Below are 25,035 nucleotides of genomic sequence, written 5' to 3'. Positions count from 1 at the left end.
AACCCCACGGCTGTGTAAAGAGCCCTCAGAGGAAACCCCGTCCCCACAGCGATAGATAACCTTGACCGCACCAACGAGCGGGTCGAAGCAGGGCCAGTATTTTTGCTGCAGCAGGCTGCCCGATGCGTGGCTATCCCGCCCGAGGCTGGCTTAGCGCAATCCGAACAAAACTTCTTCTAGCCCTGCTGGGTCGAGAATTTCCACATAGCCCGAGCCCACCTTCACCAGCTCTTCTTCCCGCAAGGTGTGCAGCACTCGAGTTACTGTCTCGCGGCTGGTCCCGGAGAGCTGGGCCAGTTCCTGGTGGGTCAGCTTCATCTTGAGCCCATCGCCATACCGCTGCTTGCGCAGCTTGGTCAGGGCGTAGGCCACCCTGCCCCGGGCCTCCTCAAAGGAAAGCACCTCGAGCTCGAGGTCGGCCTCACGCAAACGCCTTGCCAGGATGGTCGCCAGGTTGTGCAAGATCTCCGGCCATTTGCGCACCAGGCTCCAGTAGGCATCCTGGTATAAGACCAGGAGCACCGAGTCCAGGGTGGTTTCCGCCGAGGCGCTGCGGGGCTGGTCATCCAGCAGGCTCATCTCCCCAAACACTTCCCCAGGACCCAGGTAAGCAAACATCCGCTCACGGCCATCCAGGTAGGTTCGGAAGATACGAACCTGGCCGCTTTGCACAATATAGAGCGCGGCCCCCATATCTCCTGCTTCAAATATCAGTTTACCCGCTGGGTAGTTGCGGGTAACAAAGGCCTCCCGGGCTACCTCGAGCGCCTGAGGAGGTACCCCTTGAAATAGGGGGGTCTTGGCAAGTACCTGTGTGTCAGCCAACATCAGGTACACTCTACAAGGGTGCGTAACGCTTTGCCAATAGCAGACAACACGCCGGTGCTGGAAGTCACCGACCTGAGCTTTTCCTACGACGAAGTCAAGCTATTCCAGAACCTCAGCTTCTCGCTGCATAAGGGCGAGGTTCGGGTAATTCTGGGCCCCTCGGGCAGTGGCAAAACCACCCTTTTACACCTGCTGGCTGGCTTGCTGAACCTCCAGCAAGGTGAGATCAGGTGGCAGGGGCAGAGCATTCGCGCACAAGAAGAGGAGCTGGCCCAGCGCAGGCTGCGCTTCACTGGCCTGGTTTTTCAGCATCACTACCTGCAAGCCGAGCTCACGGCGCTGGAGAACATCCTGGTTCCCGGATACCTGGCAGGCGAGGTAGATACAGCCTGGGGCCAGGAGTTGTTGCAGCGGATTGGGCTGCCAAACCGAGCCAAGCTGCGCCCCAAAGCCCTCTCCGGCGGCGAACGGCAGCGAATCGCGGTGGCCCGGGCCCTCTACAACCGGCCCAGGCTGCTCCTGGCCGACGAGCCTACCGGCAGCCTGGATCGGCGCAATGCCGAGAAGGTTTGGGAACTCATGCTCAACTTAGCCAAAGACCTGGGCACCGCCGTTATCATTGCCACCCACGACGAACACCTGGTACAAGGCCTCCCGGAAATACGGCTGGGCTGAACAGGCCTGCCCTGGAAAGGTCGGACAGACATGCGGCGGTAGATTGGTAAAGCAGGTTGTCCCCCAGCCCCTACGGCTTTTTATACCAGATTCGGTTAGTTCGTCACCGAACGGTGACGAACTAACCCGACCAAAGGGAGTGCTCTAGGATTCAAAAAGATAGCCTCTTAGCGCTTTTTGTTTGAAGATTATCTTTTTGAATCCGGTATTACTCCTGGGGGGCCGAGAGGGCCAGGAAGTTAAGCATGTGCTGAACGGTCTTATGGCTGTGTTGGATCTGGTGGGCCAGACCAGGGCCAGCCAGGTAGCCCCCGGTAAGGAAGAGGCCGGGCGCATGCACCAGGGCCCGCTCGAGGGCTTCGACCCGGCGGGTATGGCCCTGGGTGAACTGGGGCCTCGAGCGCGGCTGGCGGAAAACCCAGGCGGCCAGGGGGCGTATTGGGGTTTGCAGGTGGCGGCTGGTGTCGAGCTGGGCCAGGCGAGAAAGCTCGGCATCGGTAGAACGGGCCACATCTCCAACGAACTGCACGCGGGCCAGGCTCAGCTCCGGGTTGAGCTGGGTTTGCCGCAGGGCCCAGCCCGCATAACCCTCCGCCTGGGCCCAGTAGTATTCGGCTGGCTCGATGTCCGGTTGGGGGTGTCGGTAGAGCAGATACGCCCTGGCGCTGTGCTGGTAGGGGAACTGGTTGAGCAGGGTGGTCATTTGCGGGGCTGTCGGACGGAAAACCTGGGCTGCTCGAGGGGCCGGGAGCGCGACCACAACTGCATCCGCCTCGAGGCTGCCTCCCCGCAGATGCACCTGCCAGCGGCCTGCATCGCGGGAAACGGCCAGGGCCTCCTGGCCGGTAAGAATCCGGGCTTTTTGCAGGTGGTTGGCCAGGGCCTGGATCAGACTGCCCATTCCAGCAGCCAGGTGCCAGCGGCCCTCCGACTTGAGCCGGCGGCTACCCACCATCAGACCCCCCTGGCGCTCGAGCTGCAGCAGGGCAGCAAAAGCTTCGGGCGTCGAAGCCTCCTCTGCCGGGCCGCCCAGCAGCACACCCAGGTATGGCTCCAGCACCTCCCACACCTCCGGGCCCAACCTCCGGCGAAAAAAAGCACCCAGTGGCTCATCTTTAACCAATGCGGGGGGCGCCAGGCGTTCGGTGCCAAGCCGCCATTTGACCCGGCGGCCAAAGGGCAGCTCCACCAGCCGATGCAGGCCATAGCCGGTAGCCGGGTTCAGACCGGGGGGCAGAACCCAGTCCTGTCCCCTGGAGCGAACCACCCGTTTTAGGCTGGGAAGTGGCTGTGGCTTTAGGCCCAGCTCGGTGCATAGTGTGAACAGGGTGCTGGGCTGCTCGTCGAAATACCCGTCGCCCAGCTCAAGCGCCCAGCCTTCCAGCTTCACCGTCTGGTTGTGGCCGCCCAGGTTGTGGGTGGCCTCGAGCAGGCTGACCTCGAGCCCGGCTTGGCTGGCCCAGTAGGCCGCGGTTAATCCCGAAAGCCCCCCACCGATGATGACTGCTTTACTCATGCGCTGGCCCCGCACCCCAGACCGTAGGGTCTGAAACCCAGCCAAACACCCAAACTGCTCGAAACATCAAAACTCTTGCACACCTGCCGATTCTATCCTGTGCAGCCCGATCCTGGGCAGGGCGGTTTTGCTCGCTGTAAACACGGTGGAGCCCAGAACGTGTTAGCATAACCCCACAAGCAGTTCTGCAACCATCGCAAGCCATATGGCGGGTTGAGAATATGCTGCCCTAGAGGTGTGTAGATGAAGCTGAAACATGTACTGTTGCTGTTTTTGACACTAGGCTCGCTGGCTATGGCCCAGCCCAACCCAGTCGTAGCCACTGTGGCCAGCTCCTCCATTACCAAAAGCCAGTTTGACCTGCAGTTCCGTTTGTTTGTGCGCGATTTTTTGCGGCAGCGCGGCCAGACCTACAGCCCGGAAGCAGAAGCAGCACTGGCCGAGTTTAAGCCCCGCTTCCTGGATCGGATGGCCCGTGACCGGGCCATCGTTCTTGCGGCTGAAACAGCGGGCTTTGCCGCCCAAAAAACGGATATAGACGCAGCCATCGAGGAGGTAAAAGCCGACTTCGAGAACGAGGAAGAGTTTATCCAGGCCCTAAACGAGGCCGGTATTCCTGGTATCGAGGCCTACTACGAGCTGGTCTACGAAGCTCTGACTTATAACGCCTACCTCGAGCATCTGCTCCAGCGGTTGCAGGTCAGCGAACCTGCGCTGCGGATGCTCTACCTGGTCTCCAAGCAGCAGTTTGTTGTGCCAGTGCGGTACTGCTCCTCACACATTCTGGTTGGCACGGCCCAAGAAGCCAATCAGGTAATTGCCCGGCTGGGCAAGGGTGAAAAGTTTACCGACCTAGCCAAAGAGCTTTCACAAGATCCCGGCAGCAAAGACGAAGGCGGCAACCTCGGCTGCGAACCCAGAGGCACCTATATAGCCCCCTTCGAGCTAGCCCTGACCGCGTTAAAACCCGGAGAAAGCTCCAAGACCCCAGTCAAAACCGAGTTTGGCTATCACATCATCTTGCTAAACCGCGTCGAGGCCGCCAGTTTCCAGTCTTTTGAACAGGTCAGGGGTGGACTGGAGCAAGCCATCCGGGATACCGCCTTGCAGAAGGTGCTGGACAACATCGTAAACCGCACCCCCATCCGGCTGTTCCCCGAGAACCTGTAGCACCAATGCACAACTGCTGTACTGGGTACTGGTAGGCGATGCCCTGGCTACGACCAGCCCCGCAGAAAAGAAATGTCCGGGGTTGGTTCTTTTGCTGGGGCTCCTACCTGAAGCAGCGGGGAGATCCCGCCGGGTTTGAGCTGCGCGTTTGGGTTCGTATGCGCTGGAGATCTGCGGGCTCGATCTGCCTCCGCCCGCAGCATGGCTGCCTGGCCGATGTCCATAGACTCATAAGAAATGTCTTTGATTTGGTCTTTTTCTGGGGCCCCCGCCTGAAGCGCGGGTAGAAACAGCCTGAAAAAAGATGGTGCCCTAACCTCTCCCTAACGGAGCGATTCAGGCGGGGTTCATATCATTCCGCGGGTTTTGTCAATCTACCCTGGCGCAACTTATGGGGTAGTGCCAGGCTTTATTCACCTCTACCCCTGCTGCCCACCGATTGAGGCCAAAGCTTTTCCCCTAAAACCAGGCGCACGAAATGCAGCAGCCGGGGAAACCGGCCCCAGCGTCGGCGGTCTAGCGCTATGCGCACCAGCCATTCAATCTTGAGCCGTTGTGCCCAGGCAGGAGCCCGTTTAACCTCTCCGGCCAGTACGTCAATCATGCCGCCCACGCCAATGGCCACCCTGGCCCCCAGCCGGGCCTTGTTACGATGAATAAAGGTGTCCTGTCGTTCGCCCATTCCCACCACCAGCAAGTCGGGCTGGGCCTGCCGGATGGCCTCCACTACGGCCTCTTCATCGGTGAAAAAGCCATCTTGAACCCCACAAATCTGGATTCCCCAGCGGGCTTTAGCGTTCTGCGCTGCGCGCAAGGCTACCCCAGGGGCAGCTCCTAAAAAGTAGACACGCAAGCGGGGCCCAAAGCGCGCAAAGGCCGCGGGCAGGATCTCCGAACCCGGCACCCGGTCGGTGAGGCGGTGCCCCGTAAGGAGCCTCACCGCCCAGACAATCCCAACCCCATCGGCCGTAATCAGCTCGCACTCCTGAAGGGCTTGCTTGAGGGCAGGCTCGCTTTGAGCGCGCACCACGGCCTCGGGGTTGGTGGTGATGATCTGGGCGCAGTGGGGCTCAGGATGAGATATTTTGCTTTCGATCCAGTTTAGGGTTTGCTCGAGGTCTACCAGGTCAACTGGGGTACCCAGAACTTCTACGCGGCGCACGCCCTACCTCGCTTGAAAACAAAAACCAAAGCGATCTTTGGTCAGGCCGTACTGCTTTGCCTCCAGCAGCCGTACTTGCCTTAGCCTGGGGACTACCTCTTCTACGCTAACCAAACTAGCCAGGGCCAGTTCTTCACTACGGCCTGCACGGTAAAGTTGTTTACCCAGGTCGGACTGCACCAGCGCCTCTTGCGGGTCTGGGAAGGATTTGAGCAGGGCAGTAGCCAGCCGGGCGCCTTCCTGTAGCGCACCTTCCTTTCCCAGGGATTGGTACAGGCGCTTGGCTATAAAACCTGCCACAACGGTATTGGCCAGGCTGGGCTCGAGCCGGGCCTGGGTTGCGGCAACCACGGTGTCTATGTGCTGCTCAGCGACGTAAGCCACCGCCGCTCTGGCGTTGCGAAAATAAGCCAGGGCGCTCTGCGGCGGCACCTGCTCCAACGACTCGGCCAGTGGCGGGGCCAGCAGAACACAGGATTTTCCCTCGACCCGAAGCCCCGGCAAATTCTGCAACGAGATTCCGCCATGAAACCCCTCCAGCGGAAGACCCTCCTGTTCGCCCAGAAGCAGCGCACCGCCCTCAGCCAGTACTAAAGCAGCCCGCACGCTCTTGGCAACCCAGACCTCCTGGGCTCCGGCAGCCAGTAAAACACCCACCGCGCTGCCATAAAACACGTCCACTACCAGTACCGGCTGGGGATATGGGGGTTTGGGAACTAAATCTACCCGAAGCGTCACAGCGTAATAGCCTCCCTTAGTGCATCGCGCACCCTTCCTGGGGCATTATATAGAAGGGCCGCCGTCACGCAGGCCCGTCGCATTATGGCGCCGCCCAGGGCGGGTACTGGGGGCGGAAATAAGCTCGCTGTGCTCTTGGTGGAAACCGCTTTATCGTACAGACGTTGCCTCCCTTCCGGGTGGCAACTGTGCTGTGCAGGACAAAGCAATGCTGTTATCAAGAGCGCTCTAGCTGCGCAAAAGCAGCACCGGGCCCTCCCCCAGCGGGGGCAGGTCGGCCAGGCTTTCCAGCCCAAACATTTCTAAAAACCGCTCGGTGGTGCCGTACAGCTTAGGCCGCCCCACAGCGTCCTTCTCGCCCACAATCCGAACCAGCTGGCGCTCTACCAGCCCCTCGAGCACCCCCTCCACGCTCTTGCCGCGTAAAGCTTCCAGTTCGGCTCGAGTAAGCGGCTGCTGATAAGCGATCAGTGCAAGCACCTCCAGGGCTGCTTTGGAAATGCGCGGCGGGGTAGGGCGCAATACCTGCTCGACCGCCGTAAGGTGCAGGGGATGCACTACCAGCCGCCAGCCGCCCGCTACCCGCTCGAGCTGTACCCCCAGGCAGCCGTCGGCCAGGTCGCGCTCGAGGGCCACCACCGCCCGGGTGAGGGCCTCTTCGCTACCCAGCGGGCTCAGCTCTTTCAGGGACAGTGGCCTCCCTGCTGCAAACAACACTGCCAGAACCTGGGCTTTAAGATTCTGTAGATCCATAACACCCCCTCCCCTTCTCCTCCAGGTCGTATACGCTCAATGTGGTTATTTCACCTACCCCTGGCCCTGCAAAGGCTATACTAGGGTGAGTATGCCAACCTATCAATACAAGGCCAGAGACCGCCAGGGTCGCTTGATTAATGCTGTCATCGAAGCAGACGACATGCGCACGGCAGCCCGCAACTTGCGCGAAAAAGGCCTGTTCATCGCCGAAATCAAGGAGCCCGGCAAAGGCTTGCAGGCCGAGATTAAGCTTCCGGGTTTGGAGCCCCAGCCCGGCCTCAAAGACCTAGCCATCTTCAGCCGCCAGCTTGCCACCATGCTCAACGCCGGTCTGCCGATTGTACAGGCCCTGGCGATTCTGGAAAAACAGACCGAGAAGAAAAAATTCCAGGCTATTCTCAAAGAAATTCGCACCGAGGTCGAGGGGGGGGCCAACTTCAGCGAGGCTTTAAGTAAGCATAAGCTTTTTAGCCGCCTCTACATCAACCTGGTGCGGGCCGGCGAGACCTCGGGTACGCTGGATGCCATTCTGGATCGGCTGGCTACCTTCTTGGAAAACGAGCTGGCCCTAATCGGCAAAATTCGCTCGGCCCTGACCTATCCGGCCATTGTGTTTGTGTTTGCGGTGGGCGTGACTTACTTCCTCCTTACCGGCATCGTGCCGCAGTTTGCCCAAATCCTGACCGGGCTGGGCTCCGAGCTGCCACTCCTGACCCGTGCCCTGATGGGGATCTCCGACTTTTTGCGCCAGGGCACCATTTTCATCGTATTGATTGTGGTGGCGCTGTTTTTTGCGTATCGGGCCTACTACCGAACCGATAAAGGCCGGCACCAGATCGACCAGATCAAACTCAAGCTCCCAGTATTTGGCAACCTGATGAAGAAAAGCGCGCTGGCCCGCTTTTCGCGCACTTTCGGCCTGCTGATCTCGAGCGGCGTCAATATCGTCGAGGCCCTCGACATCACCAAAGGCACCGCCGGCAACGCCATCGTGGAGGACATCCTCGAGCAGACCAAAATTGCCATCCAGGCTGGCGAGCCCGTCTACACCACCATCCAGGCCCACCCGCAGGTTTTCCCCCCCATGGTGAGCTCGATGATTGCCATCGGTGAAGAGACGGGCGCCCTGGATACCATGCTGCAAAAGATTGCCGACTTCTACGAACGCGAGGTAGACGAAGCCGTCAGCGCCCTGACTGCTGCCATCGAGCCGCTGATGATCATCTTCCTGGGCTTTATTGTGGGTGTGATTGTAGCCGGGATGTTCCTGCCGCTGTTCAAGATTATCGGGACGCTTTCAACGCAATAATCCGCTCGGCAACGTCTGTAGCAACCGGCATCACCGACAGCCGATTGCCCCGACGAAGCAAGATAAGCTCATCGGGGCTAAAGTTTTGCCGCAAAAGCTCGAGGGTGAGCATCCGCTTGAACTTCTCCACAAAACCCACCCGCACCGTCCACCAGCGCGGATTGTCAACCGTGCTGCCGGGGTCGAAATAAGGCGACTTGGGGTCGAACTGGCTGGGGTCGGCGAGGTTGGTTTCGATTATCTTGCATAGCCCCACGATGCCGGGCGGCTCGGTGCTGGAGTGATAGAAAAAAGCCAGGTCGCCCACCTGCATGGCCTTTAGAAAATTGCGCGCCTGGTAGTTGCGAACCCCGTCCCAGATGGTAGTTTTCTGCTTTTTGAGGTCGTCTATACCGAACACATCGGGTTCCGACTTGAGCAGCCAGTAATTCATAACACGGACAGTTTATATCTGGATTTTGTAGTCAGCATCAGATTTTATGAGTTCGTATCAGACCGCTAATCTAAACGCCGGTTTAGGCAGCGCTTATCCCACCGGAGTTAGCTCGAGCCATCCTGTAGCCATGAAGCGATGGTTTATAAACCCTTTACTGGCTTTGGCTTTGGCAGGCTGCATTCCCATCGGCACCAACCCCTCCGACGCTCTGCTCATCTCCGATCTGCGCTACGAGAGCAACTTCCGCGACGCTAGTGGACGCTCGTACATTTGCGACAACAAACTCACCACCCTCACCTACAGCTTCCGCTACAACGACTTTGCCCGCATGGCCCGCTGGGACTCGCGTCTGGTGGGCGAGACCACCGGCCAGACCACCCATACCCTAAGCATGAGCAAGGACACCGGCGGCTATTCCAACTTAAACAACCGCATCACGGTGAACTGGGTTCTGAGTCAGGGTACGGCCCCCTTGAGCGTATCGCCGCAGGGCATCGTGGTAACTCCGGTGCCCCAGCCCCGCCAGATTGGCGCCACCCGCCTCGAGCTCACCGTCTTTGCCACCAACGGCAGCTCGGCCCGGCTGGTTTTCCCCGGCATTCCGGTGATTGACAACTGCCCTTGAACTGTCCCTGATAAGCTGTAAGCGTGACCCTCAACCTTGGCAAAAAGCCCCTCAAGCCCTCACCCCGCCCCTCCTACACCAAGCCAGCCCAGACGGCTCAAGAGCTGCAAGCCCGGCTGGGCAGGGAAAAGGTTTTGCTAGAGCTGGCCCAGCGGCGCAACTACTCCTACGACGGCATCGCCATGGGCGTAACCCCTCTGCTGGTGGTGCTGCCGACCTGCACCACCGATGTGGTGGAGGTGGTGCGCTTTGCCAACCGGGTGGGGCTCTCCATCGTGGCGCGTGGGGCCGCCAGCGGCCTGTCGGGTGGGGCCGTTCCCATACAGGAATCGCTGGTTATTTCCTTTACCCGCATGACCGGCCTGCAGATTGACCCCCAGGCCCGTATCGCCACGGCCCAGCCAGGGGTGGTTACCCAGCAGATCAGCGAGTTGGCCCGGCCCCACGGCCTCTGGTATCCCCCCGACCCGGCTTCCTTGCGCACCAGCACCATCGGGGGCAACCTGGCCGAAAACGCCGGGGGGCCCATGTGCTTCAAAAAGGGCGTGACCGGCGACTACGTGGTGGAGCTCGAGTTCGTAGATTTTGCCGGCGAGGTGCACCGCCTGGGGCGCGAGGCCTACGACCTGGTGGGGTTGTTGGTGGGTTCCGAGGGTACCCTGGGGCTAATTACCGAGGCCCGGTTGCGCCTCGAGCCCATCCCCCGCTACACCCGCACCCTGATGGCTATTTTTGAGGAGGTGGGGCAGGCCGCCGAGGCCGTCTCGGAGGCCATTGCCGCCGGTGCGGTGCCGAGCAAACTCGAGTTCGTGGACAACGGCTGCATCAACGCGGTAGAGGACTATCTACGGCTGGGCCTGCCCCGCCAGGCCGCCGCCATCCTGCTGGTGGACACCGATGGCGACGACCCGCTGGTGGTGGAGGAGGAACTGAACTGGGTGGCCGAGGCCTGCCGGAAGCACGGGGCCAGCGTGCGGGTGGCCCAGAGTGCCCTCGAGAGCGAGGCGCTCTGGAAGGCCCGGCGCTCGGTCTCGCCCGCGATTGGCGCCATCAAGCCCAAGCGCATGAACGAGGACATCGCTGTACCGCGCTCGAGCCTCCCCGCTGTGGTGCGGGCCATCGAGGCCCTGGGCCGGCAGTATGGCCTGCAGGTGGTGCAGTTCGGCCACATTGGCGATGGCAACCTGCACCCCAACGTGCTCTACGACCCCAGGGTGGACGCGGAAGAAAAGGTCTGGGAGCTTCTGCACGAGATTGCCCGGGTGGCCCTGCAGCACGGGGGGGTATTGTCGGGCGAGCACGGCATCGGCCTCATGAAGCGCGACTTCATGAGCGAAGCCGTAGACCCCGAGACGCTGGAGGCTTTAAGGCGCGTCAAGGCCGCCTTCGACCCGCACAATCGCTTGAATCCAGGCAAAGTGTTGCCTGAGGTCAATTCGCCCACGCACTGAACGGTGAAGCTGAGCGTATGGGTAGGTGCATCCGGTCGGCTATGCTCGCTGGCCTGGTCTTTCTAGGACTGGCCCAGGCACAAAGTCCGTTCTCGCTGGGGATGGCTTATGCGCCGGAGCCTTCGCTCGCGTTTGAACAGACCCAGCCGCCGGGCCTCCCACTCGAGCGCCCCCCTTGGGATCGGCTGCTCTTTGGCCCGGCCCCGGAGGGCTACCGGGGTCTGGCCATCTCCGCCCGGTTGCTGGCCTGGAGCGTGCCCTGGACCATAGCGGGCTCCACCCTTGGGCTCTATAGCGACGACCCGTGGCAGCGATCCTTCTGGCTTACCAACTCGGTCTGGGCTGCGGTCAACTCGGGTATCGCCCTGGTGGGTTTGCTGGGGCCGGAACCCGACAAGAATGGGCTGCGCGACCTGCTCTACATCAACGCCGGCCTGGATGTGCTCTACATCGCAGGCGGGGTCTTGCTGGCCCTGCAACCCGACGCCCGCAGCCAGGGGGCGGGCTGGGCCATCGTGCTGCAGGGAAGCTGGCTGTTGCTCTTCGATCTTTTCAACGCCTTGGCCCTCGAGCAGCCCTAGCGCGGTCGTTATGGCCTGAGCTCGAGCGTCCAGGTGCGCCCCCAGTCGGCGGGGCGGGTGCTGAGGGGGATGTACTGCCTGTCGCGCCAGAGCCAGAGCAGGTCGTCGAAGTGGGGGCTGAACAGGTCGGCGGACTGGCCCATGGGGTAGATGACCCGGCTCTTGTCGAGGTCGGCCAGGTCGAAGAGGGTACGCAGGCTGGCCCCCGAGGTGTGCAGGAAGGTGTCCTGGTTGTAGTTGGCCACATTGACGGTGTGCATCGAGCCAGGGGTGGGGAGGGTGCGGTTGAACATACCGCCGATGAGGGGTGTGGAGGCCAGTGTCGAGGTCAGGCTGGCCTGATGCAGTCTACCCCACTGCCAACCGGAGGGGTCGGGGCCTAAGCGGCGCTCGAGCTCGGCTCCAGCCTTTTCCAGGGCCTGGGCCATGAACTGGGCGCAGTTCTGGATACCTGCGCTGGCATTTTTGCACCAGCGGCCATCCTCCCGCAGGGTCTTGACGAAGGTGTAGGGCACCGGGGGGTAGCGCAGCTCGAGCTCATCTTCCAACATGCGGGAGATCTCTCGGTAGTAGAAGGCAAAAGCCGTGGCCCCCACCGAGTCCAGCTCGGCCCGCAAATCCCACCCGCCCACCGCGTTTTGCAGACGCCGGGCCGCCTCGCTCTGGGGTTGCAGGGCCAGCAGACCGGGCAACATCTCCCGGGCGATGATGGAGTAGGTGTCGCCCTGCCAGCGGGCCATGTCCTCGAGGCTGGCCTTGGGCGTGGCCAAAATCAGCTCGCGGATGCGCTGGGCGCGGAAGACCTCGGTGGTGTAGCTAGAGATATCTGGCCCCCCGTGCGGCAACACCCGGTTGTTGGCGCTCGAGACAAACCTCTCGCGGGGGTTGGCCACCTGGGGCAAGCGCTCGAAAGCCAGATATCCTTTCCACTGCTGCCCCTTGCTGGCGCTGGCCGGGAAACGCCCATCCCAGTCACGTATAGGAATCCAGCCCGGCGCAAAATAGCCGATGTTACCGTCCACATCGGCATACACAAAGTTCTGCATGGGGGCCACGTAGCGCCTGAGGGCCTGGCGGAACTCCTCGGCGTTCTGAGCGCGGTTCATGCCCAGGTAGGCGTCCAGGGTGGTGTCCTGTGGGTCAAGCCCGGTCCAACGCACCGCCACGGCCTGGTTTTCACTGGCAATGGCCGCCCCGGCAGTTAGGCCTGGCCGCAAAAAAGCCCGCCCCAGATCGGAAATTACCGGGCCATGTTCGCTCTCCCGCACGGTTAGGGTGATGGCATCACCCCCCCGCACCCGGATGACTTCCTGCCGGATCCGCAGCGGCGCCAAACCGCCGGGGGTGTGGTAGGACTGCCCTTCCAGGTCCAGCACAAACAAATCCATCACGTCGGGTCGCACGTTGGTGGCCCCCCAGGCCACCCGGTCGTTGCGCCCCAGAAACACCCCCGGCACCCCCGGAATGGTAGCCCCAATGGCGTGGTAACTGGGGCCCTGCAGGTCGGCGATGTACCAAAGGGCCGGGTTTTGCAGGCGCAGGTGGGGGTCGTTGGCCAGCATGGGCTTGCCGGTGGTGGTGCGCAAACCGCTCAGTACCCAGTTGTTTGAACCCTGCTCGAGGTTTCGCGGCGCGTAGCTAAGCTCCTCCGAGAAGCGAACCACCTGCTGCATCAGCGCCTGGGTAGAGGGTGAGAGCAGGGCTGCTTGGATGTGGACATCCTGCTTGTGGCTGCTGCGCCAGTCTTCGGGTTGTATAACCGTCGGCCAGCCCTGGGGATAATCGCCCCGCAGGTCGTTGAAGCCTTCCAGACCCACCCTGTTCAGGATAAAGGTGTTGTCAATCTCGTCCTGCCAGACCTGCCCCAGGTCGTAGGACTGCAGCTTGCCCCAGGCTACCGTGTCGGCGGGCGTCCAGGGCTCGGGAGTAAAGCCCAGCAGGGCAAAGGCAAAGGGTAGGTTGCCCTCGCGGATGAACTGGTTGACCCCCGCGGCGTAGGCCTCGAGGGCCCGGCGGGTGAACTCGGTGTGGTTGGGAAGTGAGGCCTGGGCGGCCCGGTAGAAACCCCAGGTACGGAAGAAGCGGTCTTGCTCAACAGCTCCACTACCCAGAATTTCCGACAACCGGCCCTGCGCGGCCCGGCGGCCCAGCTCCATCTGGAACAGCCGATCGCGGGCGTGCACATAGCCCTGGGCAAAGAATACGTCCATATCGCTGGCTAAAGCCCGGATGTGCGGAACCCCCCAGCGGTCGAAGGTGATGCTCACCGGCCCCGAAAGCCCCTGCACCTGCTGTACCTGGTTGACCGGCACGCAAGAGACCAGCAACGACAAACCCAGCAATAACAAAAGACGTCCGCGCATCGTCAGCCCTCCAGAGTACGCTAAAGCAGCCTCAGTATATGGGTCGCGGCGGCCTGCTTGAAGGGTGTTTGGACAGGCGCTCAGGGCTGCTGCCAGGTTTTGACTACCCCGGCCGCTTCCAGCTCGGCGATCTGCGCTGGCAGCAGGCCCAGCACAGTCTGTAGCACCTCCTGGGTATGCTCGCCCAGCAGCGGTGGATGGGCCTGAATCTGCGCCGGGGTGCGCGAAAAATGGCTCAGCGGGGAACCTAGCAGCGGAATCGTCCCTAGCCACGGGTGCGGCACCTGCTGGCGCAGGCCGCGGGCCTGGGCCTGGGGTTCGGCCAGGGCCTCGGCCAGATTGTTGACCGACGTTACGGGCACACCAGCTTTGCTGAAGCGCTCGAGCCACTCCTGGCGGGGACGGGTACGCAGGATGGCCTCGAGCCGGGGCACTAGCTCAGCGCGGTGGGTGACCCGGCCGGCGTTGCTCTGAAAACGTGCGTCCTCCCAGAGTTCTGGGTGCCCGATGGCCTCGCAGACCCGCCGGTACTGCTCGTCGTTGCCGATGGTCAGCATGAACCAGCCATCGGCTGCTTCAAACGCCCCATAGGGGACAATCTGGGGGTGGGCGTTGCCCAGCCGCTCGGGCAGTTGACCGGTCAACAGGTAGCTCTGGGCCAGGTTGACCATGGCCGCCAGGCCCACATCGAAAAGCGCCAGGTCGAGGTGTTGCCCCAGTCCGCTGCGTGAGCGCTCCTGCAGGGCCGCCAGCACCGCAATGGCCCCATTCATCCCGGTCATCAGATCGATCCAGGCCACCGGAACCCGCATGGGGGGGCCTTCCGGCTCACCTGTAACGGACATGATGCCGCACAAGCCCTGCACCGCCACGTCGTAGCCCGGTTCCTGGGCGCGGGGGCCGGTGTGGCCGTAGCCGGTGATGGAGAGGTAGATGAGGCCGGGGTTGAGCTGAGACAGGCGGGCGTAGTCCAGGCCATAGCGGGCCAGATCGCCGGTTTTGTAGTTCTCCACCAGCACGTCGGCCTGCCGGGCCAGCTCTTGCACAATCTGCTGGCCCCTGGGGTCTTTCAGGTTGATCACCAGGCTTTTTTTGCCCCGGTTGCAGGAGAGGTAGTAGGCACTCTCCCCTGCTGTAGCAACCTCCCAGCCTTGCTCTCCGGAGGCTTTTGCGCTGACAAACGGAGGGCCCCAGCTACGGGTGTCGTCGCCTCTGGGGGGCTCGATCTTCCAGACCTCGGCCCCCAGGTCGGCCAGCATCTGGGTACAGAAAGGGCCGGCCAGAATACGTGAAAGGTCAAGAACTTTGAGGCCATCCAGTGCGCCCATGTTCCAGATACTAAGGCCTTTGCAGGTAGAATCGGCAGCATGAAGATTCTGATTACAGGCGGAGCAGGCTATATCGGCAGCACCATCGCCAACGCACTTCTCGACACCGGGCATGTGCCGGTACTGCTCGACTCCCTGGTTACCGGGCCAAGGGCCTTTACCGAGGGCAAGATTTTCTACCAGGGCGACATCGCCGACCGGGCTCTGCTACAGCGCATCTTTCAGGAGCACCCCGAGATCCACAGCACCATCCACTGTGCGGCCCTCATCGTGGTGCCGGAGTCGGTGGAGCAGCCCTACCTCTACTACCGTGAGAACGTCTGCAAGAGCCTCGAGCTGTTCAAGAACCTGGAAGAGCTCGGCTACCCCCGGGTGGTGTTTAGCTCCTCGGCCTCCATCTACGATGCCGTGCCGGGGTTCAAGGTAACCGAAGACTCGCCCCTCAAACCCAGCTCCCCCTACGCCCGCACCAAATACATGATGGAGATGGTGCTGCAAGACCTGTCCAAAGCCACCCGGCTGCGCGGTATTGCCCTGCGCTACTTCAACCCCATCGGGGCCGACCCCAAGCTACGCAGTGGCATCCACGTGCGCGAGCCCAGCCACGTGCTGGGCAAGATGGTGGACGTGGCTCTGGGCAAGCTGCCCGAGTTCACCATCACCGGCGTGGACTGGCCCACCCGCGATGGCTCGGGTATCCGCGACTATATCCACGTCTGGGACCTGGCTATGGCCCACGTCAAGGCGGTGGAGCAGTTCGACACCGTCCTGCAAAAGACCGGCAACACTTACGTGGTGATCAACCTGGGCACGGGCCACGGCGTCACCGTCAAGGAACTGGTCGCTGCCTTCGAGCGGGTGTACGGGCGGCCCATCCCCAAACGCGAAGCCCCACCCCGTCCGGGCGATGTGGCCGGGGCCTACGCCAACGCCGACCGTGCCCTAGAACTCTTGGGCTGGAAGGCCGAACACTCGATTGACGAAGGCATCGCCAGTGCCCTGGCCTGGGGCAAGAAGCGCAAGGAAGTCCTGGGGTATGAGTAGTACAGTCATCTCCAGACAGGGGTGGGCAAATAGTGTGCTCTTCACACAGGAAGCAACGCCTGTAAAGAGTGCGATAAAGCCGCACCACCCTTCGGTGCAGTGCGTACAATCAGGACGTGCATTCGCTGCCCCATCCCCACATTCCGGTGCAGGCATCCGAGGGCGCAGTGCTGCGGGCCAGGGCCATGCAGGACTACTTACTGAGCTTGCGGGCGGGCCTCATCCGCTATGCTGAAATACCCCCCGTACATCTGCTGGTGCTGAACGAAGCCGACTGGAAAGCCAGGGTCAAGCACCCCTATGGCTTTCCATTCCAGCGCACCAGCCTGAGAGAAGGTCTTTATTTGTTCTTACCAGCCCGCTACCCCGAACGCTTCTTATGGCGGCTGCGCGAGACCCTGGTTCCGGCCATCAAAAAAGCTGGAAAGCCGCCCGGCCAGCCAGGCGAGTTTCTTGACCTCAACCTGGGGCACGAGTACGCCCACGCCGTAGCGGTGGCCTGGAAGCTGCGAACCCGCACCAAGTGGGTGGATGAGTTTCTAGCCAACTACCTCTACCTGCTGGCGCTGCACCAGTCCCTGCCGGAGTTATACCCCAAGGCCAAGCAGTGGGGCCTTCTGCTGGCCCACCTGACCCCCAGCGAACCCAGTCTGGGCACCTACGAGACCAGGCCCAAGGGGCTCTCCGACCAGCTCTGGTTTCAGGGCCAGTTCACCACCGAGGCCGCCCGGCTGGTAGAGAAAAAGGGGGACGCCTTGCTACGGGGCCTGCTCGAGGCCGCTCCGCTCAAAAAAGCCACCGTGCATAAGCTGCTGGTGGGCCTCGAGCCCGACCTGCGCGACTGGTTCACCAACTTTGCCCCCCAAAAATCGCTCGATTCCGAGGAAATCAAGGGGAAGCTAAGGTGGGCAGAGCTAGGAGACAGACCCTGAGCGGCCAATCAGCGGCAGGTTGCAAAAAGCCTAACCAGTATTTGGCACGGTGGCTTTCGGCCCTAGTCTTTTGGCCTCCCCACTTACCGGGGCGGGGCCACATCCCCTGGTTTGCCGTCGGTTACCAGCTTCCGCACCCAGTCGGCAAAGCTCACGTCCCCCACCTTGGTGGTATAGAACTCGGGCCGCCCGATGATGCAGTGTTGGGCGCCGGGGGCCAGGTAGCTATAGAAGTTTGGGGCCGATTGTTTGATCGAAGCGAGGTTCGCCAGCGCGCCCTGCACCCATTGCTGAGCAATTTCCGGGGTGGGGCGCGGCTGGCCCAGAATCAGGCTGTAGAAGAAAATCTGTACCTCATCCAGCAGGGTGCTGTACTGGGCAAAGCTACGGTTGGGGTAGGCCTGGGCAAAGGCTTTGTAGAGGTCGTTGGAACCCAGCTTGGTGGGGTCTAAGCTGCCAATCCAGCCCGGCAAAGCCCCCTGGATGCCCCAGGCCGCCGAGGCAATCGGGAAAAACGATTCTGGCGCAACTCCCACGGCCGCATCCCCCAACTGCACCACATTGGCATTGGGATAACGGCGCATGAAGTAGGGTGCCCACATGATGGAGCCATAGCCCCCGGCACTACAGCCCGTGACCATCACGTTCTGCGGATTGGGAATGTTGTTGAAGACCCACAGCACCGCTTGCCGGGCGTTGACCGCGCCCTTGTGCTGTATGGTCAGGTTGCCGTAGCGAGCGGTGTTGTTGCCCCAGTGCAGGTCGGCCGTGCAGTAGGGCACAAAGACGTGGGTCCAGTCGCGGAAGGGGTTCTCGGGGTTGTTGCGGTTGAAGACCCCCTGACCGGCCTGTAAGTCCTGGATTTGCAGGCGGGTGGTATAGAGGCGCGACTGGGGGTTGCAGGTAGCGGCATCCCAGCAAGCCCCGCCCCCCTGAAAGTTGATGATAACTTTGTCGGCAGCTCCCTGGGCCACATAAAAACGCCAGGGCGAGCCATCCGAACAAACCGCCGCTCCTCCAGGGCGAATTTCCTGCCAACCCGCAGGAGTCTGGGTCGAAGCCTGTGCCAGCACAAATCCGATAAGCGCAACCAACACCGCAAGCCAACGCTGCATATGTCCTCCTTGGTGCTGTCAGCTTACCGTAAACCTGGGCTTTAATGCACAAAATCTGGGCAGCATGGCTTTGCTATACTGCCTGTGGAGGTTTTTTATGAAAAAACTCCTTTTGTTCGTGCTGGTTGCAGTCTTGAGTGGGGCTTTTGCCCAGGGGCGGCTGTTTGGTGAGGTGGCCACCGGCAACATGAGCCTGGTTCCGGGCTTTGGCCTGAATGTCTCTGCCCGTATGGGCGCAGAAAACGCGCTTGGGCCACTGGCCCTGCGGGGTGGCTTCGGCCTGCAAACCGGGGGTGGCGGCACGGTATTTGAAATTGGTGCCGGAGTGCTCTCTTTTATCCGGAGTAGCAGTTTGGATTTCTATTTTGGCGGTGGTGTGGGCCTGGTGGCTGCTGGAACTACGACCTTTGCCATCAACGGTGCGGCTGGCCTGGAACTTCCCGCTACCCGCGACTTCAATTTTTTTGTTGAACTTCAGCCCGCTCTGGTTTTTGCTAGCGGTGGCAGCAACTTTGTTTTAGGCGTCGAGTTTGGGCCTCGCCTGTACTTCCGCTAAGCCCACGCCACAGCCTGCCGAGGGCCCAGAGGCCCTCGGTTTTATTCGTAGCGTAGGGCCTCAATGGGGTCGAGCGCGGCAGCCCTGGCGGCAGGCCAGACTCCAAAAAATAGCCCCACCAGCGCGCTTACCGTCAGGGCCAGACCCACCGTAGTAGGACTCAGGATGTACACCTTGAAGAAGGGAACCGTAGCGGTGATCAGGAACAATAGTCCTGCGGCCAGAATCACCCCCAAGACGCCACCCACCAGGGTTAGCACCACTGCTTCAATCAAGAATTGCTGGCGAATCTGGCTCGAGGTTGCACCCAGGGCTTTACGCAGGCCTATCTCGCGGGTGCGTTCGGTCACCGAGACCAGCATGATGTTCATGATGCCAATTCCGCCCACCAGCAGCGACAACCCGGCAATGGCCCCCAGCAGCGCTTGCAGGATGAGGGTAACGGACTGCAAGGTGCCCTGAAAGCTCTCGGTGGACTGAATCTGGTAGCGGCCCTTGCCATAACGGGATTCAAAGATGCGCCGCACCTGGTCTGTCACCTGCTTAGCATCGGCCCCTTTCTTGAGGGACAGAATCACAAAGGCGTACTCTCCTCGGCGGGCCGTGGGAGAAGTGTTCCAGATGAGCTGGATGGGCGCATAGACGGTTGCGGCGGAGCCGAAACCACCAAAAATCCCGCTGGGGGGCTCCAAAACCCCTACCACCGTCAGGTCGAGGCGCGCCCCACCTGGGTAGTACAGGCGGGCCACCTGGCCCACGGCTTCGCGGCCTGGGAAAAGGTCTTTGGCGGCCCGGTCTGAGAGCACCGCTACCGCCAGGCCGCCCCGGGCCTCGGCCTCGCTAAAGTAGCGCCCCCTGGCTATCTTGCTGGTTGGATCAAGCCTGGGCAGATCCCCTGGGGTGCCCTGAAGCTGGATAGAGCGGCGCTGCCCGGGTTTACTCTCGTACTGAAGGCTGGAAAAAAGCTGGGGAATCACCGTTACTGGCAGGGCTTGCAGGGCTTGCAGGTCTTCTTCGCGGATGGGCGCGGTGCTAAAGTCCTGACCCTCGTTGAAGTTGGGCTGCACGAAAATAGAGCGGCCCGCCACCGCCTCGAGGTCCTGGGTAATGCCCGCGGTAGCCATCTGACCCAGCGAAATCATGGCCGTGACGGCAAATACCCCGATCACAATTCCCAGCAAGGCCAGAAAGCTGCGCAGCTTATTGCCCCACAGCGACTCGAAGGCCATGCGGAAGTTCTCGAGCGGGTTCATGCCCGGTGAAGCGGGGGTGGAGGCCTGTTTGAGCGGGTTCATGCCATCCCTCCATCGGCCACCCGGCCATCGCGCAGGCGCACGATGCGCTGGGCCCTGGCCCCAACATCCGGCTCGTGCGTAACCATCACGATGGTCTTACCCTGGCGGTGCAGGGCCTCAAAAAGTTCCATAATCTCGTGGGAAGATCTGGAGTCGAGGTTGCCGGTTGGCTCGTCGGCCAGCAACAAATCGGGCTCCTGCACCAGGGCCCTTGCGATGGCTACCCGCTGCTTCTGCCCACCCGAAAGCTCGGAGGGCAGGTGGTCGAGCCGATCGCCCAGGCCCACCGACTCGAGCGCCTCCTTTGCACGCTTCAGGCGTTCGGCAGAGGACAAACCCCGGTAGACCAGGGGCAGAGCCACGTTGTTCAACGCGGTCAGGCGCGGTAGCAAGAAAAAGGCCTGAAACACGAACCCCACCCGCTGGTTGCGGATACGGGCCAGCTGGGCCTCGCTTAAGCCCCGCACCGGCTCCCCTCCCAGGCGGTACTCGCCCTCGGTAGGGGTATCGAGCAGGCCGATGATGTGCATCAGGGTCGACTTACCCGACCCCGAAGGCCCCATTAAGGCCACATACTCGCCTGGGTAAATGGTCAGGTCGACCCCCACGAGCGCGTGCACCTCCACCGTGCGGGCCCTCGAGCCCGAGCAGTAGACCTTGCTCACGCCACGCATCTCTACCACCGGCACAATTTCACGCTGGGAAGTAGTCATGCACAACCCCCCAACAACAGCGCAGGTTCGGGATACCTGGCATCAGCGCCCCCCTTCGGGCAGGCGGTAGCTGACCCTGGTGCCCTCCTTAAGGGTTTCGGGCGGCAGCGAGACCAGGATGCTGTCGTTGGCCAGCCCTTCCACCGCGGCCTGGGTCAGGTTTCGGGCTTTGAGCACGATGGGCTGTTTGCGAACCGTTCGGCTCTGGGGATCCACCACCCACACAAAGCGCTGCCCCTGCTCTTCGACCAGGGCCTCGAGGGGAATCTTGAGGGCCCTGGGCAGGCGCAGGGTGGTAATGCGGGCAGTTACGGTCAAACCCGGCCTGGCAATGGCCTCGGCCTCTTTATCCACAAAGCGTATAAACACTGGTAAAACCGCACTCCCCCCGCTTCCGGCCACCTCGGCCTGGACCCCCAGTCGGTCCACCCTGCCCTGTAAAGGCTGCTCGGGCGCTGCATCGAGCTCGAGGCGAACCGGCTGGCCGGGCCACACGGCGGGCACATCGGCCTCGGCCAGGCGGGCCTGCACCCGCAGGCTCCCGGCCTCTATCAGGCGAATCGAGGCCGCGCCAGCGGTGGTCTCGACCCCGACCAGGTAGCCCACCGCTGCCACGGTACCGGCCACCGGCGCACGCAGGGTTGCCTGGGCGACGGTGCGCTGTAGCGAGGCCATCTCGCTCTGGCGGGCTTGAAGCTGGGCCTCCAGATCGCGCTGGGTGCTGGCACGGGCCTGCTCCAGGCTGGCCAGCTGGGCCATTAGGTCGCTCTCCTGGCGCATCAAGCGTTCAACCTCACCCAGGGCCACCCCGCCCACCCGCAGCAGTTCCTGCGATAGGCGCAGGTTGCGCCGCACCTCGGTCAACTGGTTTTGCAGGCGGGTGCGGTTGGACTGGTAGTCCGCCTCGGCAGCCCGGGCCCGGGCCTGTAAAGCGGCCAGGGTTTGCTGCAGCGAGCGCAGCTGGGCCTGTTCGTTGGTGGTCTCGAGCAGCGCCAGCACCTGCCCTGCCTCCACCGACTCACCCTCCCGAACCCGCACCTCGGCCACCCGGCCAGGTCTGGGGAAGGTCAGGGTATAAACCCGCGCCTCGACGGTGCCATTGGCCCGCACTTCCCGCACAAACTCACCCAGCTCAACCCGCACCACACTTACCGAGAGGCCCTGCTCGGTTCTTGGGCGCAGCAAGCCAAATAAAGTCAAGCCCAGCGATAGCACCACCAACACAACCCAAAACCATCGTTTCATTACTATTGCCTCCAGTTGGGTACAGCCTGGCCCGATTGGGCACGCTCTAACGCTGCGACAGCAAGCCCCAGACCATAAAAGCCAGTGAAACAGCCGCTATCACCAGCGTGGTTACCAGGGCTTTAGCCGGGGCCAGAACCTTAAGCGCCGACCAGATAATCCCGAACGACCACAACGCACTCAGCAGGCCCAATCCCTGCAAAATCCTGAATCCGGTGGCTTCCCAGATCAGCTGCCGATACGCACGCTGCCAGGCTTGAAAAGCCTCGACATCGGTAAGGGGGGGTATAGGGGGCAGGTCGCCGGTAATAGGAAACAAGGCCGCAAGGGGAATCGCCACCAATCCCACCAGCAAACCCGGCACACTGGCCCAACCATACACCTCCCAGGCCCGGCTGTCCGGCCCGGCCAGAAGGCGAACCACCAGCCCCCCTAACCCCCAGGCCACCATGCCACCAACCACCCCGCCCACCAGGGCCAGCACCAGCTGCACCGCCACACCCCCCGGTATGGGGCTGGGCAGCAGGCGGGTTAGCAAAGCCTGCCCCAGCGAGGCCGCCACGGCTGCGGCCACCACGATAAAAAACGGAGCCACCAGGTTGGGTTTTCGCTCTGAGAGCGCACGAAAAAAGTTTGTGGGTTGCAACAAAACATCCAGCATCATGTCTCACCTCTTTACAGTGTGCCCGGTTCGAACCTGAAACAACAGGGTCGGATGTGGTGTGGATCCGGCCACGTAAGGCCCGAAATCTGATGGTTTGGCCCTAGCTTTTGCAAGCGAAAGCCCAGCCGCTCAATTCGTGCATGCTGCCCCAGGGCCGACCTCGAGCACAACCTCACTGGCCCCGCTAAACTCCAGCCTCATCTCTTCGGATATAAAGCCGGTAGCGCAGCCGGGCTTTAAGCGAACGTCCTCGAGCCGCACCTCCCCATGCTGGAATTGAATGGCATAGGGCTGGGTTCCCTCCGGGCGCACGACGTACTCACCCGCCACCCAGCTACCCCGCAGGCGGTACTTCCCACCCTCGAGGCGGCGTTCACACTCGATACAAAGCCCCCCGCCACTAACCTCCACCACCCCACGCACCACGCCGCTATCGGCCGAAACCGGCCCGGCACGAACCGCCTGGCGGTTCAGGTCGAACAGATCCTGGGCAAGCCCCAAAGCAGCCAGGGCTACGAAGCCTACCCCTACCCAGCGGGCCGTCGGGCTAAAGGTGGCTGTCCACAAGCGATAGCCGGCATAGGCCAGCCAGACAAACACCCCCCCAAACACCACCAGCTCTACTGTCCCAAGGTGTGCGTTCGGCATTCTAGGCCTCCACTTCCTGCCACAAACGGCTGGTAACAAAAAAGAAAAAACCCGTCAGCACCAGCAAAAGCACAAAGCCCTCGGTCGGCAGGCCCGGAAAGCTCTCCCACTGCGCCCGCACCCCAGGGTTCTGCTCAACCGTAGGCGCCGGAAGCCTCCAAAAAGGCAGCAGTTGGTAGAACTGGCCGCCAAAGAGCCGCAGGCTCCACTCCAACACCTGTCCCATGCCCACCACACCCATCACAAAAGCAATCAAGGTCGCTTTACCAGGGATGTATGCTGCCAGCCAGAGCCCCAGGAACAGCGCTGGGACCACCAGTGCCAAGCCCCCCAGCAGGTAAAGCCATATTCCTGCACCCAGGCCAAAGGGCAGGATAATCCCAGTCTGGCTCAACCAAAAGGCCTGTATTAGCCACATTGCACCGTTGAACAGTGTCAGAACAGCCACTCCAAACACCGCCCTGGCCATCAGGTGCAGCCAGGCCGGCTGGGGCGATCCCAGCAGCAGTGGCCAGCGCCCAGCCCGGTACTCCCGCCCAAAATCTAGGCCCAGGGCCACCAACAGCGCCGCACCAACACCCACAGCGACCAGCGATGTGGTAGTAAACACCGCGATGGCCGACTCGAGGTTGCTTCCATTCCAGGCGAAAATCTGCCGGGTAAGCAAGAACCAGCCCACCACGCCCAACGCTAGCCCCAGCCCGAATACGCCAAACTTGCGTAGCTCGAGCCATAGCAATGTCGAAAATGCGTTTAACAAGTGTTACCTCCTAAGCTGTGCGTCTAAAAGCCGAATGCGCCCATCAGGCCAGCACCTCGATAAAGGCGTCCTTCACGCTTTGCCCTTTGGCCCGCAAGTCCTCGGCCTGGGCGTCCAGGGCCAGGCGGCCTTCCTTCAAAAGCACTACCCGCTCAAAAATCCCCTCGGCCTCGCTGACCTCGTGGGTCGAGAGCACCAGGCAGGCCTCTTCGCGCCATTCCAGCACCAGGCTCTTGAGAATGCGGTCGCGCGAGATGACATCTATGCCCGAAAGGGGCTCATCCAGCAAGAACAGCCGAGCCTCACGGGCCAGCACCATGGCCAGGCGCAGGCGGGCCCGCTGTCCCCGCGACATCGAGCGGTAGCCCTGTTTGGGCACTTCCAAAAAAGCCAGCAGCTCGCGGTAGCGGGTAGGGTTGAAGTCGGGGTACAGACCCCGCATGAAGCGCTCGGCATCACTGGGGGTCATCCAGGCGTACAGGTTGTCGGCATCGGACAGGTAGGCAATCTGACCTCGGTTTTCACGGGGGTTCTTACCCAGTACCTCCACCCTTCCCGCGGTGGGGAACAGCATTCCGGCCAGAAGCTTGAGGGTGGTGGTCTTGCCGGAGCCGTTCAGGCCCAGAAGCCCAACCGCCTGACCGGGGTAGAGCTCGAGGCTCAGGTCGTGCACCCCCTCGGTTTTGCCATAGCGCTTGGTCACATGCGAAAGCTTCGCCAGCATCATTGGGCCTCCCTGGTGTTGGAGCTCAGGCTTAGAAGGGCTTTTTGGGCCTCCTCGAGGCCCAGCCCCAGGCTTTGCACTTCCGACCAAAAGCGCTGCGCCGCCTCCTGCAAAATGCGCAGGCGGATGCCTTCGACGTTCACATCCTCGCGCACAAAAGTACCCAGGCCCCGCCGGGTCTCGCTTACCTGGGCCATCTCGAGCTGGCTGTAGGCATGAATCACCGTGTTGGGGTTTACCTTCAGGGCCGCCGCCAGTTCCCGTGCCGATGGCAGTTTATCGCCTGGTTTTAACACCCCATTCGCCAGCATTCGCTCCACCCCCCGCACAATCTGCGCATAAATCGGCCCCGCTTCTACATCCAAGTTCCACAATCGAGCCACCTCCTTAGTGCACTAGCT

General features: G+C 61.9%; 26 protein-coding genes. 9 read left to right on the top strand and 17 right to left on the bottom strand.

Annotated elements, in window-relative coordinates; genetic code table 11:
- Window positions 1-150: 150 nt before the first annotated feature.
- On the bottom strand, window positions 151-828 hold the full coding sequence (locus Q355_RS0113675; protein WP_027878291.1) for a Crp/Fnr family transcriptional regulator: 678 nt from the start codon (window positions 826-828) through the stop codon (window positions 151-153).
- An 18-nt stretch (window positions 829-846) separates the two neighbouring features.
- Here Q355_RS0113675 and Q355_RS0113670 point away from each other — a divergent pair, with 18 nt between their 5' ends.
- A complete protein-coding gene (locus Q355_RS0113670; protein ID WP_245597596.1) occupies window positions 847-1,503 on the top strand; it encodes an ABC transporter ATP-binding protein in 657 nt (218 codons plus the stop codon).
- 208 nt (window positions 1,504-1,711) lie between these two features.
- Here Q355_RS0113670 and Q355_RS0113665 read toward each other — a convergent pair whose 3' ends face one another.
- Window positions 1,712-3,064: a protoporphyrinogen/coproporphyrinogen oxidase gene (locus Q355_RS0113665; protein ID WP_281172037.1), complete on the bottom strand. Its 1,353-nt coding sequence runs from the start codon at window positions 3,062-3,064 to the stop codon at window positions 1,712-1,714.
- 198 nt (window positions 3,065-3,262) lie between these two features.
- Here Q355_RS0113665 and Q355_RS0113660 point away from each other — a divergent pair, with 198 nt between their 5' ends.
- Complete coding sequence (locus tag Q355_RS0113660; RefSeq protein WP_027878288.1) at window positions 3,263-4,189, top strand: peptidylprolyl isomerase; 927 nt, start codon at window positions 3,263-3,265, stop codon at window positions 4,187-4,189.
- A gap of 409 nt (window positions 4,190-4,598) precedes the next feature.
- Here the strand turns inward: Q355_RS0113660 and Q355_RS0113655 are convergent, their stop codons facing one another.
- The 3 genes from Q355_RS0113655 to scpB form a co-directional block, all read right to left on the bottom strand.
- Entirely contained in the window at window positions 4,599-5,351 is a 753-nt protein-coding gene (locus Q355_RS0113655; RefSeq protein ID WP_027878287.1) for a WecB/TagA/CpsF family glycosyltransferase, read from the bottom strand.
- A 3-nt stretch (window positions 5,352-5,354) separates the two neighbouring features.
- Window positions 5,355-6,089 carry a 2-phosphosulfolactate phosphatase gene (locus Q355_RS0113650; protein ID WP_027878286.1) on the bottom strand — a complete coding sequence of 245 codons (735 nt, stop codon included), beginning with the start codon at window positions 6,087-6,089 and terminating at the stop codon, window positions 5,355-5,357.
- A gap of 228 nt (window positions 6,090-6,317) precedes the next feature.
- Window positions 6,318-6,842: an SMC-Scp complex subunit ScpB gene (gene scpB / locus Q355_RS0113645; RefSeq protein ID WP_027878285.1), complete on the bottom strand. Its 525-nt coding sequence runs from the start codon at window positions 6,840-6,842 to the stop codon at window positions 6,318-6,320.
- 91 nt (window positions 6,843-6,933) lie between these two features.
- Between scpB and pilC the strand changes: the two genes are divergently transcribed.
- Entirely contained in the window at window positions 6,934-8,154 is a 1,221-nt protein-coding gene (pilC, locus tag Q355_RS0113640) for a type IV pilus assembly protein PilC (RefSeq protein WP_027878284.1), read from the top strand.
- Here the strand turns inward: pilC and Q355_RS0113635 are convergent.
- Entirely contained in the window at window positions 8,129-8,587 is a 459-nt protein-coding gene (locus Q355_RS0113635) for an EVE domain-containing protein (protein WP_027878283.1), read from the bottom strand. The genes pilC and Q355_RS0113635 overlap by 26 nt on opposite strands.
- 130 nt (window positions 8,588-8,717) lie before the next feature.
- Here Q355_RS0113635 and Q355_RS0113630 point away from each other — a divergent pair, with 130 nt between their 5' ends.
- From Q355_RS0113630 to Q355_RS0113620, 3 genes are read left to right on the top strand one after another with little or no spacing between them, the layout of a single operon-like run.
- Window positions 8,718-9,215 carry a hypothetical protein gene (locus Q355_RS0113630; RefSeq protein WP_027878282.1) on the top strand — a complete coding sequence of 166 codons (498 nt, stop codon included), beginning with the start codon at window positions 8,718-8,720 and terminating at the stop codon, window positions 9,213-9,215.
- Window positions 9,216-9,238: 23 nt separating this feature from the next.
- Complete coding sequence (locus Q355_RS0113625) at window positions 9,239-10,666, top strand: FAD-binding oxidoreductase (RefSeq protein ID WP_027878281.1); 1,428 nt, start codon at window positions 9,239-9,241, stop codon at window positions 10,664-10,666.
- A 41-nt stretch (window positions 10,667-10,707) separates the two neighbouring features.
- Window positions 10,708-11,247, top strand: coding sequence for a DUF6992 family protein (locus Q355_RS0113620; RefSeq protein ID WP_245597595.1), 540 nt, complete (start codon window positions 10,708-10,710; stop codon window positions 11,245-11,247).
- Window positions 11,248-11,255: 8 nt separating this feature from the next.
- Here Q355_RS0113620 and Q355_RS0113615 read toward each other — a convergent pair whose 3' ends face one another.
- Both Q355_RS0113615 and Q355_RS0113610 read right to left on the bottom strand, forming a co-directional pair.
- Window positions 11,256-13,610 carry a penicillin acylase family protein gene (locus tag Q355_RS0113615; protein WP_027878279.1) on the bottom strand — a complete coding sequence of 785 codons (2,355 nt, stop codon included), beginning with the start codon at window positions 13,608-13,610 and terminating at the stop codon, window positions 11,256-11,258.
- Between the two features lie 80 nt (window positions 13,611-13,690).
- Window positions 13,691-14,938, bottom strand: a complete 1,248-nt coding sequence (locus Q355_RS0113610; RefSeq protein WP_027878278.1) for a CaiB/BaiF CoA transferase family protein — start codon at window positions 14,936-14,938, stop codon at window positions 13,691-13,693.
- 39 nt (window positions 14,939-14,977) lie between these two features.
- Here Q355_RS0113610 and galE point away from each other — a divergent pair, with 39 nt between their 5' ends.
- Both galE and Q355_RS0113600 read left to right on the top strand, forming a co-directional pair.
- Complete coding sequence (galE, locus tag Q355_RS0113605) at window positions 14,978-15,982, top strand: UDP-glucose 4-epimerase GalE (protein WP_027878277.1); 1,005 nt, start codon at window positions 14,978-14,980, stop codon at window positions 15,980-15,982.
- 116 nt (window positions 15,983-16,098) lie between these two features.
- Complete coding sequence (locus Q355_RS0113600) at window positions 16,099-16,914, top strand: hypothetical protein (RefSeq protein ID WP_027878276.1); 816 nt, start codon at window positions 16,099-16,101, stop codon at window positions 16,912-16,914.
- Window positions 16,915-16,997: 83 nt separating this feature from the next.
- On the opposite strand, the gene Q355_RS0113595 is transcribed toward Q355_RS0113600, so the two are convergent.
- Window positions 16,998-18,029 carry a pectin acetylesterase-family hydrolase gene (locus Q355_RS0113595; protein WP_027878275.1) on the bottom strand — a complete coding sequence of 344 codons (1,032 nt, stop codon included), beginning with the start codon at window positions 18,027-18,029 and terminating at the stop codon, window positions 16,998-17,000.
- A 97-nt stretch (window positions 18,030-18,126) separates the two neighbouring features.
- Here Q355_RS0113595 and Q355_RS0113590 point away from each other — a divergent pair, with 97 nt between their 5' ends.
- Entirely contained in the window at window positions 18,127-18,585 is a 459-nt protein-coding gene (locus Q355_RS0113590) for a hypothetical protein (RefSeq protein WP_036259649.1), read from the top strand.
- Window positions 18,586-18,626: 41 nt separating this feature from the next.
- Here Q355_RS0113590 and Q355_RS0113585 read toward each other — a convergent pair whose 3' ends face one another.
- The 8 genes from Q355_RS0113585 to Q355_RS0113550 form a co-directional block, all read right to left on the bottom strand.
- Window positions 18,627-19,880 (bottom strand): ABC transporter permease, encoded by a 1,254-nt coding sequence (locus tag Q355_RS0113585; RefSeq protein WP_027878273.1) that lies wholly within the window; start codon window positions 19,878-19,880, stop codon window positions 18,627-18,629.
- Window positions 19,877-20,593 (bottom strand): ABC transporter ATP-binding protein, encoded by a 717-nt coding sequence (locus Q355_RS0113580; RefSeq protein ID WP_036259646.1) that lies wholly within the window; start codon window positions 20,591-20,593, stop codon window positions 19,877-19,879. Before Q355_RS0113580 ends, Q355_RS0113585 begins: the two co-directional genes overlap by 4 nt.
- A 42-nt stretch (window positions 20,594-20,635) precedes the next feature.
- A complete protein-coding gene (locus Q355_RS0113575; protein WP_027878271.1) occupies window positions 20,636-21,838 on the bottom strand; it encodes an efflux RND transporter periplasmic adaptor subunit in 1,203 nt (400 codons plus the stop codon).
- 46 nt (window positions 21,839-21,884) lie between these two features.
- Window positions 21,885-22,502: a YIP1 family protein gene (locus Q355_RS0113570; protein ID WP_245597594.1), complete on the bottom strand. Its 618-nt coding sequence runs from the start codon at window positions 22,500-22,502 to the stop codon at window positions 21,885-21,887.
- A gap of 129 nt (window positions 22,503-22,631) precedes the next feature.
- Entirely contained in the window at window positions 22,632-23,150 is a 519-nt protein-coding gene (locus tag Q355_RS0113565) for a hypothetical protein (protein WP_027878269.1), read from the bottom strand.
- A gap of 1 nt (window position 23,151) precedes the next feature.
- Window positions 23,152-23,910 carry a hypothetical protein gene (locus tag Q355_RS0113560; protein WP_027878268.1) on the bottom strand — a complete coding sequence of 253 codons (759 nt, stop codon included), beginning with the start codon at window positions 23,908-23,910 and terminating at the stop codon, window positions 23,152-23,154.
- A gap of 43 nt (window positions 23,911-23,953) precedes the next feature.
- Window positions 23,954-24,637 (bottom strand): ABC transporter ATP-binding protein, encoded by a 684-nt coding sequence (locus tag Q355_RS0113555; RefSeq protein ID WP_245597593.1) that lies wholly within the window; start codon window positions 24,635-24,637, stop codon window positions 23,954-23,956.
- Window positions 24,634-25,008: a GntR family transcriptional regulator gene (locus Q355_RS0113550; RefSeq protein ID WP_027878266.1), complete on the bottom strand. Its 375-nt coding sequence runs from the start codon at window positions 25,006-25,008 to the stop codon at window positions 24,634-24,636. Before Q355_RS0113550 ends, Q355_RS0113555 begins: the two co-directional genes overlap by 4 nt.
- Window positions 25,009-25,035 lie beyond the last annotated feature (27 nt).

Origin of the sequence: Meiothermus cerbereus DSM 11376, from assembly GCF_000620065.1 — a bacterium.
Taxonomy (GTDB): Bacteria; Deinococcota; Deinococci; order Deinococcales; family Thermaceae; genus Meiothermus; species Meiothermus cerbereus.
The sequence above is the reverse complement of the archived record's forward strand: the minus strand, read 5'-3'. Positions and strand labels throughout refer to the sequence as shown.

What these genes read in the sequence shown, in the direction of transcription:
- Q355_RS0113675 (WP_027878291.1), bottom strand. Translation starts at nt 828, where the DNA reads ATGTTGGCTGACACACAGGTACTTGCCAAGACCCCCCTATTTCAAGGG.
- Q355_RS0113660 (WP_027878288.1), top strand. Translation starts at nt 3,263, where the DNA reads ATGAAGCTGAAACATGTACTGTTGCTGTTTTTGACACTAGGCTCGCTG.
- scpB (WP_027878285.1), bottom strand. Translation starts at nt 6,842, where the DNA reads ATGGATCTACAGAATCTTAAAGCCCAGGTTCTGGCAGTGTTGTTTGCA.
- pilC (WP_027878284.1), top strand. Translation starts at nt 6,934, where the DNA reads ATGCCAACCTATCAATACAAGGCCAGAGACCGCCAGGGTCGCTTGATT.
- Q355_RS0113635 (WP_027878283.1), bottom strand. Translation starts at nt 8,587, where the DNA reads ATGAATTACTGGCTGCTCAAGTCGGAACCCGATGTGTTCGGTATAGAC.
- Q355_RS0113630 (WP_027878282.1), top strand. Translation starts at nt 8,718, where the DNA reads ATGAAGCGATGGTTTATAAACCCTTTACTGGCTTTGGCTTTGGCAGGC.
- Q355_RS0113620 (WP_245597595.1), top strand. Translation starts at nt 10,708, where the DNA reads ATGCTCGCTGGCCTGGTCTTTCTAGGACTGGCCCAGGCACAAAGTCCG.
- Q355_RS0113615 (WP_027878279.1), bottom strand. Translation starts at nt 13,610, where the DNA reads ATGCGCGGACGTCTTTTGTTATTGCTGGGTTTGTCGTTGCTGGTCTCT.
- Q355_RS0113610 (WP_027878278.1), bottom strand. Translation starts at nt 14,938, where the DNA reads ATGGGCGCACTGGATGGCCTCAAAGTTCTTGACCTTTCACGTATTCTG.
- galE (WP_027878277.1), top strand. Translation starts at nt 14,978, where the DNA reads ATGAAGATTCTGATTACAGGCGGAGCAGGCTATATCGGCAGCACCATC.
- Q355_RS0113595 (WP_027878275.1), bottom strand. Translation starts at nt 18,029, where the DNA reads ATGCAGCGTTGGCTTGCGGTGTTGGTTGCGCTTATCGGATTTGTGCTG.
- Q355_RS0113590 (WP_036259649.1), top strand. Translation starts at nt 18,127, where the DNA reads ATGAAAAAACTCCTTTTGTTCGTGCTGGTTGCAGTCTTGAGTGGGGCT.
- Q355_RS0113585 (WP_027878273.1), bottom strand. Translation starts at nt 19,880, where the DNA reads ATGAACCCGCTCAAACAGGCCTCCACCCCCGCTTCACCGGGCATGAAC.
- Q355_RS0113580 (WP_036259646.1), bottom strand. Translation starts at nt 20,593, where the DNA reads ATGACTACTTCCCAGCGTGAAATTGTGCCGGTGGTAGAGATGCGTGGC.
- Q355_RS0113575 (WP_027878271.1), bottom strand. Translation starts at nt 21,838, where the DNA reads ATGAAACGATGGTTTTGGGTTGTGTTGGTGGTGCTATCGCTGGGCTTG.
- Q355_RS0113570 (WP_245597594.1), bottom strand. Translation starts at nt 22,502, where the DNA reads ATGATGCTGGATGTTTTGTTGCAACCCACAAACTTTTTTCGTGCGCTC.
- Q355_RS0113565 (WP_027878269.1), bottom strand. Translation starts at nt 23,150, where the DNA reads ATGCCGAACGCACACCTTGGGACAGTAGAGCTGGTGGTGTTTGGGGGG.
- Q355_RS0113555 (WP_245597593.1), bottom strand. Translation starts at nt 24,637, where the DNA reads ATGATGCTGGCGAAGCTTTCGCATGTGACCAAGCGCTATGGCAAAACC.